The organism is Halobacillus sp. A5 (genome assembly GCF_024189315.1).
GTDB lineage: Bacteria > Bacillota > Bacilli > Bacillales > Halobacillaceae > Halobacillus_A.
In genome coordinates, this window is sequence record NZ_JAIZEO010000001.1 from 983,772 (window position 1) to 998,273 (window position 14,502).

At 40.8% G+C, this 14,502-nt stretch carries 14 protein-coding genes, 1 pseudogene and 1 riboswitch; of the genes and pseudogenes, 2 read left to right on the forward strand and 13 right to left on the reverse strand.

Annotation, left to right across the window (positions count from 1 at the left end; all coding sequences use genetic code 11):
* Nucleotides 1-70 precede the first annotated feature (70 nt).
* From LF822_RS05145 to LF822_RS05185, 9 genes are all read right to left on the reverse strand, one after another.
* Complete coding sequence (locus LF822_RS05145; protein WP_253922869.1) at nt 71-2,149, reverse strand: methyl-accepting chemotaxis protein; 2,079 nt, start codon at nt 2,147-2,149, stop codon at nt 71-73.
* Between the two features lie 69 nt (nt 2,150-2,218).
* Nucleotides 2,219-3,409: an MFS transporter gene (locus LF822_RS05150; protein ID WP_253922870.1), complete on the reverse strand. Its 1,191-nt coding sequence runs from the start codon at nt 3,407-3,409 to the stop codon at nt 2,219-2,221.
* 66 nt (nt 3,410-3,475) lie between these two features.
* Nucleotides 3,476-4,063: a DUF2087 domain-containing protein gene (locus tag LF822_RS05155; RefSeq protein ID WP_253922871.1), complete on the reverse strand. Its 588-nt coding sequence runs from the start codon at nt 4,061-4,063 to the stop codon at nt 3,476-3,478.
* Nucleotides 4,064-4,159: 96 nt separating this feature from the next.
* The gene (locus LF822_RS05160) at nt 4,160-5,026 is read right to left on the reverse strand and encodes a DUF1028 domain-containing protein (protein ID WP_253923472.1); all 867 of its coding nucleotides are present in this window, start codon (nt 5,024-5,026) and stop codon (nt 4,160-4,162) included.
* 264 nt (nt 5,027-5,290) lie between these two features.
* Nucleotides 5,291-6,739: a phospholipase D family protein gene (locus LF822_RS05165; RefSeq protein ID WP_253922872.1), complete on the reverse strand. Its 1,449-nt coding sequence runs from the start codon at nt 6,737-6,739 to the stop codon at nt 5,291-5,293.
* Nucleotides 6,740-6,850: 111 nt separating this feature from the next.
* Complete coding sequence (gene thiT / locus LF822_RS05170) at nt 6,851-7,426, reverse strand: energy-coupled thiamine transporter ThiT (RefSeq protein WP_253922873.1); 576 nt, start codon at nt 7,424-7,426, stop codon at nt 6,851-6,853.
* An 81-nt stretch (nt 7,427-7,507) separates the two neighbouring features.
* A riboswitch (TPP riboswitch) is annotated at nt 7,508-7,608 on the reverse strand.
* Between the two features lie 68 nt (nt 7,609-7,676).
* The gene (locus LF822_RS05175; RefSeq protein ID WP_253922874.1) at nt 7,677-8,102 is read right to left on the reverse strand and encodes a universal stress protein; all 426 of its coding nucleotides are present in this window, start codon (nt 8,100-8,102) and stop codon (nt 7,677-7,679) included.
* Nucleotides 8,103-8,379: 277 nt separating this feature from the next.
* Nucleotides 8,380-9,129: an alpha/beta hydrolase gene (locus LF822_RS05180; protein WP_253922875.1), complete on the reverse strand. Its 750-nt coding sequence runs from the start codon at nt 9,127-9,129 to the stop codon at nt 8,380-8,382.
* Nucleotides 9,130-9,131: 2 nt separating this feature from the next.
* Nucleotides 9,132-9,980, reverse strand: coding sequence for an SDR family oxidoreductase (locus tag LF822_RS05185; protein ID WP_253922876.1), 849 nt, complete (start codon nt 9,978-9,980; stop codon nt 9,132-9,134).
* Nucleotides 9,981-10,146: 166 nt separating this feature from the next.
* Here LF822_RS05185 and LF822_RS05190 point away from each other — a divergent pair, with 166 nt between their 5' ends.
* On the forward strand, nt 10,147-10,266 hold the full coding sequence (locus LF822_RS05190; RefSeq protein ID WP_188376296.1) for a YjcZ family sporulation protein: 120 nt from the start codon (nt 10,147-10,149) through the stop codon (nt 10,264-10,266).
* 116 nt (nt 10,267-10,382) lie between these two features.
* Nucleotides 10,383-10,949 (forward strand): YgjP-like metallopeptidase domain-containing protein, encoded by a 567-nt coding sequence (locus tag LF822_RS05195; RefSeq protein WP_253922877.1) that lies wholly within the window; start codon nt 10,383-10,385, stop codon nt 10,947-10,949.
* Nucleotides 10,950-10,999: 50 nt separating this feature from the next.
* On the opposite strand, the gene zupT is transcribed toward LF822_RS05195, so the two are convergent.
* The 4 genes and pseudogenes from zupT to LF822_RS23020 form a co-directional block, all read right to left on the reverse strand.
* Complete coding sequence (zupT, locus tag LF822_RS05200) at nt 11,000-11,806, reverse strand: zinc transporter ZupT (protein WP_253922878.1); 807 nt, start codon at nt 11,804-11,806, stop codon at nt 11,000-11,002.
* 168 nt (nt 11,807-11,974) lie between these two features.
* Nucleotides 11,975-13,111 carry a S1C family serine protease gene (locus tag LF822_RS05205; protein WP_253922879.1) on the reverse strand — a complete coding sequence of 379 codons (1,137 nt, stop codon included), beginning with the start codon at nt 13,109-13,111 and terminating at the stop codon, nt 11,975-11,977.
* Between the two features lie 10 nt (nt 13,112-13,121).
* A complete protein-coding gene (locus LF822_RS05210; RefSeq protein ID WP_253922880.1) occupies nt 13,122-14,225 on the reverse strand; it encodes an FxLYD domain-containing protein in 1,104 nt (367 codons plus the stop codon).
* Nucleotides 14,226-14,231: 6 nt separating this feature from the next.
* Nucleotides 14,232-14,318, reverse strand: a pseudogene (locus LF822_RS23020) (zinc-ribbon domain-containing protein); the annotation flags it as partial.
* Nucleotides 14,319-14,502 lie beyond the last annotated feature (184 nt).

Consider the following 14,502-nt stretch of genomic DNA (forward strand, 5'->3'; position numbering starts at 1 on the left):
TCTATTTCCAGCTGTAGATAAACTAGCTTTGAATAGCTGCCTTCACCCGTTCCTGCCAGGCGAGCAGCACTCATCCCGCTTTTTGATTTTCATAATGTTTATGATCCAAATTTAATGATACTGGTTCCTCATCAGAAGTGTCTTCATTCAATTGAAAGTTTTGCAGTTCACTTTCCATGGACGCTGCTACACTTTCAAGATCTTCTGCCAGCTGGTTCAACTGCTCCATGGCAGCATTGCTTTCCTGTACAGAAGCAGAGACCTGCTGAGCTGAGGCAGCCGTTTCTTCCGTTACGTTACTAATGCCGTCTATATTTTGAACGAGCTGATCCTTTTGATGATTCATATTCTGCATAGAAGAAATAATATGATTAATGGCCTCAACATTGTCAGCAACGTTTTGAAAGACTCCGTCAAAGGATTGCTCCGTTTCATTCACGGATTCTTCCTGCCGCACAACTACCTCTCCTGTATCTTCAATTAGTTTCACAATGTTCTTTGTCCGGTCCTGCATATGTTCAATCATAGAGGAAACATCGGTAAGTGCCGTTTCAGACTGTTCGGCAAGCTTTCGGACTTCTTCAGCAACTACCGCAAATCCCTTTCCGGCTTCTCCTGCACGGGCGGCCTCAATCGCTGCGTTTAGTGCTAATAAATTAGTTTGGCCCGCAATTCCTGAAATTGTGCTTACCACTTGATTTATATTCTCTGAACTGTGCTGCAGGTCTTCTATCGATTCTTTCATTTCACTGGTCATAGTCGTTGTTTGATTGGAATGACTGCGTAATTTCTCAACTATAATCTTTGCCTCTTCAGACTGATTCAAAAGCTCATCTGATTTTACTTTAATGTTTTCACTTTGACCCACAACTCCTTGAATGGTTTCAGCAAGAGTCTGTGAGGATTGAACACTTTCATCCATAAGTTGTGATTGGTTTTGTGCCCCTTCCGCAATTTCTTGAACAGCCTTCGAAATCTCATAGGAAGAAGCTGAGTTTTCTTCCGAAGTGGCCACTACGTTTTCAGCTGAACTGCTGACCTGACCAGCCGAATGCTTGACCTGGGATATAAGCGATCGAATGGACTGAATCATTTGATCAAAATCTCTAGAAAGTTCACCGATTTCATCATTTCGTTCCAATTTTGCATCAATCGCAAAGTTACCTTTTCCGGCTTCGTGCATCGCAGCCTGAAGCTGTTTAATAGGCTTTGTTAAATAGCGTGTTAAATAGAGTGCACTAAATAAAGAAAGAAGGATGACTCCCGTCAGCACCAGGATAATAGGTAAAATTATAGTATTAGCCTGAGAGACAAAATCGGAGACCTGAACCGTGCCGGCCATTTTCCATCCTGTCTTCTCGTTAGTAGAAAAGGCTACCGTTTTTTCTTCACCGTCATTATATTGTTGAGAGCCGGACTCCCCATTCATGACCGCTGAATAAAACGGTTCATCTTCCGCGCTTTCTCCAATTAATTCTTCATTTGGGTGGGCAAGATAAACCCCGGACTCACTTAAGAGCATCGCACTTCCCGTTTCACCGACCTCCACCTCATCAATCATTTCAAATAATGTATTGACGGTGAAATCTATGGCAAACACTCCTGACACTTCACTTCCATCCTCAATCGCCCGGGCAGCACTTACAATGGTATCCCCTGTTGCTGCATCTTCATAAGGCTCAGTCCATATGACCTCTCCTGGACTTTCTTCAGCCTGCGTAAACCAAGGACGGTCCGTCGGGTCATAATCTTCACCGAGGTCCGCCTCTGGGTATATAAACATATCCTGGGTTTCTTTTTCTCCCATATATATGTTTAATATGTACGGGTTGGACAATTGAGTTTCTCCAAACTTGTCCAATATTTCCTCTCTATTTTCATTTGGTGCAGTTAATGCTTCATCCTCTGCATATCTATTTGCATTATGACTTATACTGTCAAACAGCGTGTCAAAGGAATCACTCATTGTATCCATCTGCTGCTCGACGTTGTCCGTCATCGCTTCTGTCGTATTATTCAAACTAAACCAATAGCTCGTACCCGCTACGACTACGCCTGTCAACAGAATAAATAACAAAAATGGAAATAGAAATTGCCTCTGTATTCCTTTTGTTAAAAAACCTCGTCTGCCTTTTTTGCTTTTCTTCAAATTAATGCCCCCTTTAATGTCTCTCCTTCTCTCTTTATCGGATGAAACGATCTATTATTTAAAGAATTTTCAATGTATTGTTATAAAACTTCTTTTCTGTAAGATGATGGTCATTGAAATAAACAATACAGCCAGTGCTAAATTGACTGCGCCTCCTGCAAGTCCAACCCACTGCACAGGATAATATTCGAGCAGCAGTCCACCGGCTAACATCGACAGTCCTAGTTGGATATTAGTAACAGATTCGAGCCAGCCAAATATTCGCCCCTGGTGACTTTGCTTCGTGCTTTTCATTATTTCTGTATCTAAACATGCTGCACTTATCCCTCCCGCCGCTGCTATTAAAGTAAAGATTACCACTGTCAGCCAAATGGTCGCAGCCTGGCTTGCCGCTATCTGCATCGACCCTTCAATGAATAGAGCAATAAGTGCATTGATTATCAGCTTATTCTTAAACAAATGAATGACAAAGAAACTGACCACAAGTCCTGTACCAAGGGCCCCATAGAGGAAACCGATGCCTATATCTCCATAATCAAATACCTCCGCCCCGTAGAAGCTGATCAACACGTTAAATACTCCATCAGTTACAGCTGTCAAACATTGAAGAATAACGACCATCCATAGAATCAAGGGAAGCTGCCGATGCCATCGGCTATGAGAAGTACGGTCTGTGTCAGAGATAAGCTCTTCCCGCAGATCCGGCATCTGACGTATAAACCAGGCGGATATTAGAAAGGTTATACCATTTATCAAAAAAGATATTTCAGCTCCTAGAAAGTAAGCCGCAGCTCCTCCTGTTATCGATCCTAAAATAAGAACGATCCCTGTGATCACTTGTTCTAACGCATTAACTTTGACTAATTGTTCCGGAGCTATAATTGCACCAATGGTACTTTTCCGTAAAGGCTGATAAAAAGCTTCCCCACATGCCAGGCCCATAACCCCAACGTAGATCATCCACAAATCCTGTTTTGAATCTACCAATAAGAACATCATTGCAAATGGAAAGCGAAGTATATCTGCAGCTATCATTAAAGTGCGTTTGTTGTAATGATCAGCCAGCCTGCCGCTTAAAGGAGAGAAAATCAAGAAAGGTAAGACTCTGAGCCCCATTACTGCCCCGACCAGTAAGCCTGAACCTGTTAACTCTAATAGCAATGCCAGAACGGCCACCTGACTAAAACGATCTCCTAACCCATTCACAATACCTGCTTTAAATAAATGACGGTAAGGGTGCCGCGTAGAAATAATGTTCATTCACACACCTACTTAGATATGTATCTAATTAACAAAGAAAAAAATAACCTGACAATCCGCCAGGCACTACCGTTTTACAACCACGGGCCACATTTCTTTAGGGTTGAGTTCATACTGGTTATTTTCTCTATACATAAATTGCTGCATAATCCATTCCCGCCTCATTGTGGCAAAATCATCATAGAACTGTTTCACATAATTGTTTACTTCCTTTTCACTATATACTTTCCCTGTTTCGAACCCCTGCACATAATAGGACAAGATTACAAGCTTCTTCTTTAACTGACCAGGCATCTGGCTAAGCGTTCCATCTTTACGTATAAAACTGCGTAAAATTTTCATCTGCTCAGTCTCAGTCATATAAAACTCTTTATCTTTCACTTCATCAACCCCCAGTCTTAGAATAGCTGTAGCCATAAAATCCAGCCTTTTTTCATCTAAATAAAAATAAATTGTATTCTTGTCTCTACGCGAGTAAAGCATACCTGTTTCTTTTAATTTTTTTAAGTGATGAGTAATGGTCGGAGCTCTTAAGCCAAGTTTATGGGCGATCGCCTGCCCGTGAAGCGGCCCATTTTTTAGAAGTGAAACTATCCGGATCCGTGTCGGATCCCCAATCGCTTTATAAAAACCAACCATTTTGTCTAATTGCATAAATAAAACCTCACTTAAATTTAATATGTATCTAATTAGATATTAATCTAAAATATAATGTATGTCAAAAATAAAACTGCCCTTTACGGACAGTTATCAACGCTTTAGTTTTCTAAGAAACTGAACGACCTCGTCATCTATAAATCCTTTCTCCAGCTCTCGCTCTTCGAAATTTTCAGTGTGAAGAAAAGCTGTCAGCCCTTTATAAAAACTTTCTTCATTTACTTGTGTTGACTCCAAATAACCAGCTCTATAAAGCCCCATAACAACGTCTTCTTTTAAAGAACCTTCTATTGGCTTAATGTTTTCAGGCCTGGGTTTAGCGAAGTAGAGCTGGTGTAAGTGATATATACGAAATAATTCTTCAATTGGTTCAGGATGATCATCTACCCGCAAATCAACATACACATCACTTAATCCCCCATACCCGCCATTTTCTTTCTCTACGTAAATGGCTGCAGACTGTTTGCCACGGCTGTCGCCTCCAGCTTCCTGTGCAGCTTGTAATGAGGCGAGCAGTCGATCAGCCAGCGTGCCATTACTTCCCTCGAATACCCTGCCCATCTCCGTTACTGTTTCTTCATTGACTAATATATTACCTTGCGCCGCATAGTTTGTTCCGGTTATTCCTCCTGCCCAATCATAGCAATTCTCACCGGTGAAAGTAGCTGCATTCCCCAGGGCATCTACTACACCTGCCTGACGCTCCGATGCATCCTTGTCATTAGCAATTAAGGCGTCTAGCGTCTGCTGAGCAGACTTCCCATTTCTTAAATAAGTTAACCCATCCGGCCCGTACGACGGATTTGCAAAAGCCTGCGTAGCTACGGCACCGACTCCAGCTTTTGCCCACGGAACGACTGACCCTACACCTAAAAACTTTGACTGAACAGCTACTCCTGCTTCTCCGGTTTCCGGATCAACAGCTGCTATAGAATATGTTGCTATGATCTCGTTCAAAATACATCCCTCCTAATTCGTTTACTTCGACAAAAACTAGCAAAAACCTCTAATAATAGAAAAGAGCCTGGGAGATGACAGAACTAAGCATAAAACAATCCGAACGATTCTATTAAAATCAGTTCGGATTGTTTATGATCAGGCTGCGGGATCTTTGACTCACGCTGTTCCCACAGAAGTCTACGCTAATAACCTGCGTTTATACTATTCAATTATTTATAATTTACTTTTGACATCATTGCTTTACTTATGTCCCGGCCTCTTGTATTAATATGAGGTAAACCAACTCCATTTCTGCAGGTGATACGTTATATAACGAAAGGTGGTTAACTCATCCTGATACTCTTCATATTCCACCGTATAATTTCCATCTTCATTTTCCCAGATCCTCGTAAAGAAATCATCGACTTCTGTAAATATTTCTTCATCCGGATCCCCCTTAATACGAACATCCGCTTCTAAATTCAAGTTTGCCAGATTCCGCCGGGTATAATTTCCTGATCCGCCGACAATAACGTTTTCTTCTTTACGGTCAATATAAAGCAGTTTAGGATGAAACTGTTCCATATTCACTTCGTACCATCTAAGATTTAAGTTCTCATTGCCCATCTGATTCATTTCTGCTGCTACAGGCAGGTTGGGCAGCCCTGACTTCTCATGACCAAATGATTGTTTATTCGGGTCCATAATAATGTTGACTACAGCCCCTCTGTCCGCTGCTTTATCAAGCTGATCTATAATATGACGGTCGGCTAAATAATACATACCGAGCCATACTTGATCACCTTCTTCCGCTTTTTTCAGTTCTTCAACTACAGCATTTTTAATTTTTTGTTCTGTAATATATTGAACTTCAAGGTTACCGCTTTCTTCTCCGAAATCACGGTCTTCATAGTCGGGGTAATCGGCTTCTCCTGAAAAATTCACCACCGCTTCTTCCGCTTCCAGCAAATCCTTGATAATCGGCCCCGTCATTTTAAAGGCTACATTCTCATGAAAACCGCTTTCATCATGAGGATTTGCCGTAGATACCATGGCCGCATCCTCTGTAATTAATACTTTTCTATGGTTGGCTTTTACGTTCAGCAGCTTTAAGTAAGAACGAAGCGTTACATCCGGAGCTTCTTTAGCAAATGGGTTGTCAATCCACCCTGTACCGCCCGTACCCATCCAGCTGAACATCACTCTCCAGATACTCGAGTAAACAGGATTGGAATCCCTCAGCCTATTTAAATCTGTTAAAACGACATCAATTTCATGATCTCTTAAACGGTCAATCTCTTCAGATTCATATGAACCATAAACTGTATTGATTTCATCTGTAATAAACACAACCTTTAAATCCTCATGCTTTTCTTTCTGTTCAATCAGGCGGTCCGTCAGCTCCTCCGCTATGTTTGGAAAATCTTCTTCTTCGTCACTGTATCCATTAAATAAAAACATATCAATAACAATAAAATCTTCTGCTTCAGAAATAGTTTCATACATTTCTTCAAAGATCTCCAGCTCATGGATAACTTCATTGTCATCATTCTCATAAGTCAAATCATTATAGAATTCGATATCCTCCACATTACGAAATTCTCCTTCATAAGCAACCCCTTCAGGGGGGATTTTCCAGGATGTATGATATGCAATCACAATTGATAGAAGGATTATAATAGCAATAAAGATCCAGAACCATTTCTTTTTATGTATTTTTTTAAGCTTTTTCATCTCTTACCCCCTCGTCACTATCCTATATGATTCACTAAAAAGGGGTCAATGAAACCAAAATCAATAAAAAAGATGCTCACGCCACGGGCGCATGAACATCATTTCTATCCATTATGCAGCTTTATGAGTAAGCAAAGCCGGCCGCTGAACAAACAGCAGACCTAATATAATTGAACAAAGAATAAAGGTTGGAAGCATATAGCCTCCATTGTAGGTCAATGAATACAGCCATACCGGTGTTCCTTCAGGAGCAAGAGAACCATAGAAAGCGATCCCTGCGACAAAATGACTGATGAAGCGCAGCGCACTCCCGATAAACACTCCGGCAACGATCCAGCCAACTATTTGTTTATTTTCCCGGGCTGCCGCAGCTTTCCACACCTGCTGTGCAAATATTCCAGATAATCCTATTACTCCAAAGGCTACAATATAATCGAGAAATGTTTGTACAGGCGTAACAATGTAAGCACCTAATAATAATTGATAAAAGCCGAGCAGGAGACCGGTAGTTATACCTCCCTTTATTCCCCAGCGAAAAGCCATTATGAATACAGGGACCATAGCAAATGAAACCGATCCACCCTGAGCCCACAGTTTAAAAGATAAAAACGGCAGCACATCTAATAGTATAGCTAAAGCAGAAAAAATCGCCGCTTCTACTAAGAACAAAACTTTATTATTTCTCAATTTGCATCTCCCCTTATTAAAAGACACAAAAAAAGCAATGCCAAAAGGGAAGCTTCCTGATGGAGGAATCCCGTGCATCGCCATCAAAAAAGCCACCATCCCTGCGCCAGTACTAACTGACAGGTTCGAAGGGTAAGAACATTATGTTCACTCTCAGCACAAAGGCTCCCCTTGAAGGCTTATATTCACGTTTGCTTTTCTTGCTATTTTTTAATTATAAAGGATAAATAAAATTATGACAAATTCCATTTTAAGGAACGATCGTTACAGGCAGATCCGCCGACTGCAGAACGTTATAACTGACACTTCCGAGAATGGCTCCCTTTACCCGGCCAACCCCTCTTGTGCCCATAACGATTAAATCAATGTCTTCGTTAGCAGCTTCCTCCAGGATGACTTGATCAGGTATTCCTAATCTCTTTCGAAATGTGTGCTCCACTTTGCTGTCTTCCAGAATTTCCTTCGCAGATTCAAAAGATTGTCGAGCCGCTTCCTCCTGATAATACTTTACCTGATTCTGACCGGCGAACTTGCGTATGTTTCTAGTATTATAATCAAACTGCACATTTAAGATAATCAACTGACCGCTCGACTCTTCTGCCAATTGTACAGCGTAATCTAATGCTCGTATTGAGCTGGGTGATGCATCATAAGGTACGAGAATTCTCTTATTCATAGTAACCCCCTCCTTATTTCTATTATACTGAATTTTCAATCATTATGAAAATTTGATTGGTCTAAAACCTTCACCAATGCTTTCCAGCTTGTTGTTGGAAACCATAGTATACCTCGAAAGCGTAGCCAATCCTTGCATGATTAATAGGAAAGGGCAATTGCCTAAGTGGCGGCAGCTATGATTTCTTTAACTTCAAATGTTGGAGGAACTATGAGCTGCAATGTCTACTTCCATCCAAGCTTTTCAAGTGGTGAATCTTATTAGTAAGAGTACAAGGTTACATTGTATTTGAATACATCACAAAGAACTCAAGACTGCGTTCTATTATAATATCAACATCTTCATCAAGAGTAGCTACATGATAACTGTTTTCAAGGTGAATGAGCTCTTTATGCTCTGATAACACTGTATCAAAAATCATTTCTGAATTATCAGGCGGTACTACATGATCCTCTTCTGACACAAAAATTAAAATCGGGCAGTGGATTTGAGCCAGCCGGTCATGTACTCCCCTCATCAGATTAATAAGATGTTTAATAGAAGCTACAGGCGTTTTACTATACGCCAGCTCCACAACCCCTTCCTTCTTAATGTCTGAACCTATCGCGGCTATGAAGCGATCATCAGTTGTTTCTGTAATATTCTCCATGGCTGGTATGTCTACAGCAGCATTTACAGCTATAACCCCGGCTATATTTTCGTGGGCTGCCGCAAAGTGCAGAGCTAAAGTACCACCCATTGATAAACCTGCTGTGAAAATTTTCGAACACCTTTGTGTTAACCATTGGTATGCTTCCTCAACAGATTCAATCCAATCTTCTGCAGTGGCTGCCTCCATATCCTCCGGAGCAGTCCCATGCCCTTTTAATCTGGGACATGCAATACTGTATCCCTCCTTACCATAAGCTTCTGCCAGCTTTCTCATACTTTGAGTAGTTCCCGTAAAACCGTGTAACACTAAAATGCCTACTTCATTTCCTTCAATATATATAGGTTCAGCTCCACGTAACACCTGGTGTTCTTCCATTGCTACAGCTCCTTCGTACCAATTATTTTTTTAAGGACTGTACGTTCTAATATAGACCATGGCAGCAGTCTTTTAAGCCATACATTCACTCTTACCCCTGGACCAATTGGATATCTGAGTCTTTTTAGTTCATCACGGCCGGCAAGGGTTGTCATTAGCTCAGCTACTTTACCTGGATCTTCATGCACTTCACGGTTTAACGCTTTCCATAGCCCCTTGGTGTATTCATGATAAGGTGAATGAGGATCATATACGGCTTGAGGCAGTTCGAGACCTGAGGACCAAATATTTGTCTCATAGGAGCCTGGCTCTACCAGGGCCACATCAATCCCAAACGGTTTCACTTCAAATCTAAGACTTTCTGTCAGCCCTTCCAATGCATGCTTTGAGCTTACATATGCAGAGAGACCAGGAAACCCAATGAGTCCGCTGACGCTGCTTACATTTATAATTTTTCCCTGGCGCTGCTCTCTCATCTTAGGAAGCACAGCCTGAGTAACCTGTATCACCCCAAACACATTGGTTTCAAACTGGCGCCGGTAATCCTTTATCGGTACTTGTTCAAAGAACCCACCGACTGCATATCCAGCATTATTCACAAGTACATCGACTCGATTTAATTGGTTTACTTGCTCTCTAAAAAAAGACAGAGATTCTTCTTTAGTAACGTCTAAAGGCCAGACAGCAATATTCTCAGCTGTCTGTTCTTTGAGACCAGCTTGTTTAAATACATTCATTTTGTTCGGATTGCGTATTGCAGCAATGACATTCATGTTCTTTTGAGCACATTTGATGGCCGTATAGTAGCCAAAGCCGCTGGAGGCTCCGGTGACAATGACCGTCGGTTTCATTTCTCCCACTCCGTTTCTTAAAAATAACTACGCTGTTCATAGGTCCATACCCTTTTTTTATAAGCTTCTAATCCATGAAAATTACATTTGCCCTGTAGACGAATGCCCTTCCATAACAAACGCCCGCTCATAGAGTAATGTTATAAGTGAAAAGGTGGTGAATGATGTGAACTATTATGGAGGATATGGATGTGGGTATCCAAGGAGACGCAATGCCGGCGGTTTCGCCCTTATCGTCGTATTGTTCATTCTGCTGATCATTGTTGGTGCTTCGGTTTATAAATAATCTTCTGTCTTATAGACCAGGTCAAGTTCACCCCCTGGTCTTTTATTTACACTTTGACGGCTGATCTCCCTTTTACTACAATAAGAAAGATTGATATTGAGAAAGAGGGAACCGCAATGCCCGTAATAGAAATTGGCCATGATGTTGTGTATTACCATTTTAATAGAGAAAACGATATTAAATTTATTAAAATTTACTTAGATGATTTAAACGGTATCGTTGTCACAGCACCCTGTAACAAGTCCCGGCATGATGCAGAACTCTTTTTAAAGAAGAAAGCAGACTGGATTAATGAAAAATGGACCAAGCTTCATCATGATTTATACCAGTTAAGTTTCAGCAGCATAATGTACTTAGGTCGAAGATACAAAGTTATACCTTTAGAAATTACTGACCAATCGTCATCTTCATTTATATTCAGTAAAGGAAAATTCATTTTTTCCTATTCAAAGCATCTGGAGGCTGATGAACGTGAAGATTTGTATAAAAGAAAAACGGCGGAATGGCTGAAAAAGAAGTCTGAACAAAGATTTAAGCAGCTTTCTGCTGTCAGCTCAGCGGATGATTACAGGCTTGGAAGGAAGGACAGAGGATCCATTCACTTAAACTGGAGGCTGGTTAAAAGATCAAAAAAACATATACAAACTGTTATCGATGATTTAAAAAACGAAAAAACTTATTAAAAAACGTGTAGAGTATATTTTCTCTACACGTTTTCTAATACTTTTTCCTCTTATATAAACAACAATAGACTAATGGCCATGACCGCCATTCCGGCGACTACTCCATATATAGACAAATGAGCTTCTCCATATTTGCGTGATGCCGGCAGTAATTCATCAAGTGAGATAAATACCATGATCCCCGCAACACCAGCAAATAAAACTCCGAACATAACATCGTTTAGGAAAGGCATTAATATTAAATAGGCCACTACGGCTCCTACAGGCTCCGATAACCCGGATAAAAAGGATAAATTAAAAGCCTTCTTCTTGTCTCCCGTCGCAAAGTAAATAGGTACAGATACCGCAATTCCTTCAGGGATATTATGAATGGCTATAGCCACAGCAATGGCAATTCCAAGCGATGGATCCTGAAGGGCTGAAGTGAATGTAGCAATCCCTTCAGGAAAGTTGTGAATTGCAATAGCTAAAGCCGTAAATGTTCCCATCTTCAATAACTGTTTGTCTTTAACTTCTGAAGCTGGTTTAGACATTTCTTCCACTTTTTTCGGTTCATGTGGATTCCCCTGCTGAGGTATTGCTTTATCGATAAGTGCAATTACGAGCATGCCCCCAAAAAAACTGGCAACATTGATCCAGTTCCCTAAACCTTCTCCTAAAGCGCTGACCAGTGACTCCTGTGCTTTGAAGAAGATTTCTACCATTGACACATAAATCATTACACCAGCTGAGAAACCTAAGGCAACTGATAAAAACCTTGTATTCGTCGTAGAAGCGAAAAAGGCAACGACACTTCCGATTCCTGTAGCTAATCCGGCCATCAACGTTAAACCAAAGGCCAACAATACATTTTCCATTCTTTCTCTCTCCTTCTCGCATTTCTCTGTCTAACCATAGTCTAATTTACATCTTTCCTTAACGCAACTTTTTTTGTTTTAGTTATATTTTATGTGCACAGGGAAGTTTTGACCCATAAAAAAAGACTTTATGTTCGAATAATACATTCGAACATAAAGTCTTTGGTGCTAGTCTACTTCCTCACCTTCACCTGACAAAATCATCATCTGGTCATTTTCATAGCCCAGCGTATAATCCAAATTATACTTTTTTATTTCAACTTCCCCTTCTGCCGTTTCTTCTGAAGTTATGACGCAGCTGACTTTTACTTCCTCTCCATCCGGGTCAGCGACTATGTTATCCACCGATACAGACAGCGTATTAGAATACCCTTCCCTGAATTCTTCAAAGCTTTTTTCTTCCTGCCACGAGCTTGAAAGTAATGAGTAAGCTGTCACAAAATCTCCTTGATTTACACTGTCATAGAAATACTGAATAATATACGTCGCCTGATCAGCGTCGGTCTGTTCATTTAAAGCTTCTGATCCTGCCGTTAATTCTGGGTATTCCGGAAGATCTTTCATCGGAGATTTAGACCATTGCTGCACCATAGGCATAACATCAAGAACAGGAATACTGAACCCAATCGATTCATCGCCCAGCTTGGCCGAATTAATCCCGATAACCTCTCCTGTTTCCCCATTAATAAGCGGACCGCCGCTATTACCGGGAGAAATGGGAGCTGAAATTTGAAATACATTTTCGTATGTGAATGGATCCAGTTCAAAGTTACGATCAAGACCGCTGATTTCTCCCCTTGTTACCGTGTTCTGCAGGCCCAGAGGGCTTCCTAATGCCAGCACCTCTGTTAAAAGCTCGGTATCTTCGTCTTCAGTAACAGGCAGATAATCATGCTCCGCCTCAGCTAAATCCGGCACTCTTACTAACGCAACGTCCGAGCTCCGACTTGCTCCAATGACCTGCCCCTCCATTTCTTTAGAGTCAACATTTATCACTTTAACATCTTCTGTGTTAGCTACGACATGAGCATTCGTAATGACATCGCCTTGATCGTTATAAAGAAATCCTGATCCAATCGTTCCATTGTCGAGCTCAATCTGCACCACAGATTTCTGAGATTCATAAATAATTTCCTGTGTATTCTTCGTAACATTGCCTTCATCCTCCTCTGGCACAGGCTTATCCAGAATCGAGCTTGCTTCAAGCTCAGAAGGGACCTTTTGCTGTATAAAATAAAACGCTAAAACCCCAACTGCCAGGACTAGTACAGTTAAAATTGCACTAGTCAGCCATGCACGCTTCATGGTGTTCCTCCTATTCTACAAACCACTGAACATTCGTTACCTCAACTGAAATATCTTCTTCTTTTTCATAATCATAGTAAATTTGTTCGAATTTCCCTTTATCTTCCGGATTTAAATACATTGGATATACTTGTGCAGTGTCTGTTTCCAGCACCTCATCATCTTTATCGAGGATATCGTAGGTTACTTCTATCGAGCTGATGATACTGGTAGCTTCACTTTGTACTTCTCCGTCAATTGTCACGTCCCCGAATTCATCTTTATAGGCTTCAATATCGAGAACATTGACTGCTTCTCTTCTATTTTTCATCTCTTCAAGTGCCTGTTGTTCCATAGCTTGTTCCATTCGTTCTCTTTTTTCTTGTTCAAAAGCCTGCTTCTCCTGCTCTACACGTTCTTTTAACTGCAGGAGTTTCTCGTGATTAATAACATACTGCAGCCCTTCATCAACAGCTGCTATGGCCTCGTTGTATTGTTTTTCATTAATTTTATCTTCAGCCTTCTTGGTGCTTATGGATACAATCTTTTCCGTGATCTTCTCTCTCGCTCTGGCTGCTTCTTCTAAGTCAAGGCCTGAGAGCGTGTTTAGTTTATCAGCTAATTCATCCACCTTCGTTAACTCTTTCACTTCATTGTTAATCTTCCCTACCGTAATCCTTGAATCCAGCTGATTTAGCTTGGGAGTCAGCGTTACAACAAGTTGATTTTCATTATCTATCATTTCTTTGTTAACTTTTGCTAATTGTTCGAGCGCCTTATCGAGCTCATTTTCTTCAATAGAAGATTCGACACTATCCAAATCCTCCTGCATTTTTTGTACATCGTGTACGGTGGATAGACTTCTTTCCAGCCCCTGATAGTCCGGCCGTTGTTCTGCTGCCTCAGCGAGACGCTTCTCTGCTTCATTATAATGTCCTTCTAAAGCCATTTTTTCAGCTTCTTCTTTTTCTTTTAAAACTGAATGATTCACCTGCACAGAGTGATTATAATATAGAACTAAAACCGCAGTGAGTATGATTAACACAGTCGCGGGCATTATGTAGACTAATTTTTTCTTTCTATTATATAGAGAAGAAGTATTTTCACTTCCTAGTTCATCTAGTTCTTCTTCCATTAATTTTTCACCACAATGGGAGCAAAAACGGGAGCCCGAATTATTTTCACTTCCACATTCACGACAAACGACCAAGGGCCCGTCCTCCTTCAATATTTAATTAAATCGATTTACAACTGCCCTCCATTATATCACGATTTATGAATGAACAGAGACTGGAAATGAATGATTTTTTCCTTTACCTATGTAAACGCACGGCCAGTTGAAAGAACGATGCATAAAATAGTAAAAAACGAGGAGAGGAGCGTTCACTAAATGAAAGAGCGATTAAATCATA

What these genes read in the sequence shown, in the direction of transcription:
- LF822_RS05205 (WP_253922879.1), bottom strand. Translation starts at nt 13,111, where the DNA reads ATGAAGCGTGCATGGCTGACTAGTGCAATTTTAACTGTACTAGTCCTG.
- LF822_RS05175 (WP_253922874.1), bottom strand. Translation starts at nt 8,102, where the DNA reads ATGAATAAGAGAATTCTCGTACCTTATGATGCATCACCCAGCTCAATA.
- LF822_RS05210 (WP_253922880.1), bottom strand. Translation starts at nt 14,225, where the DNA reads ATGGAAGAAGAACTAGATGAACTAGGAAGTGAAAATACTTCTTCTCTA.
- LF822_RS05165 (WP_253922872.1), bottom strand. Translation starts at nt 6,739, where the DNA reads ATGAAAAAGCTTAAAAAAATACATAAAAAGAAATGGTTCTGGATCTTT.
- LF822_RS05180 (WP_253922875.1), bottom strand. Translation starts at nt 9,129, where the DNA reads ATGGAAGAACACCAGGTGTTACGTGGAGCTGAACCTATATATATTGAA.
- LF822_RS05185 (WP_253922876.1), bottom strand. Translation starts at nt 9,980, where the DNA reads ATGAAACCGACGGTCATTGTCACCGGAGCCTCCAGCGGCTTTGGCTAC.
- LF822_RS05155 (WP_253922871.1), bottom strand. Translation starts at nt 4,063, where the DNA reads ATGCAATTAGACAAAATGGTTGGTTTTTATAAAGCGATTGGGGATCCG.
- zupT (WP_253922878.1), bottom strand. Translation starts at nt 11,806, where the DNA reads ATGGAAAATGTATTGTTGGCCTTTGGTTTAACGTTGATGGCCGGATTA.
- LF822_RS05150 (WP_253922870.1), bottom strand. Translation starts at nt 3,409, where the DNA reads ATGAACATTATTTCTACGCGGCACCCTTACCGTCATTTATTTAAAGCA.
- LF822_RS05195 (WP_253922877.1), top strand. Translation starts at nt 10,383, where the DNA reads ATGCCCGTAATAGAAATTGGCCATGATGTTGTGTATTACCATTTTAAT.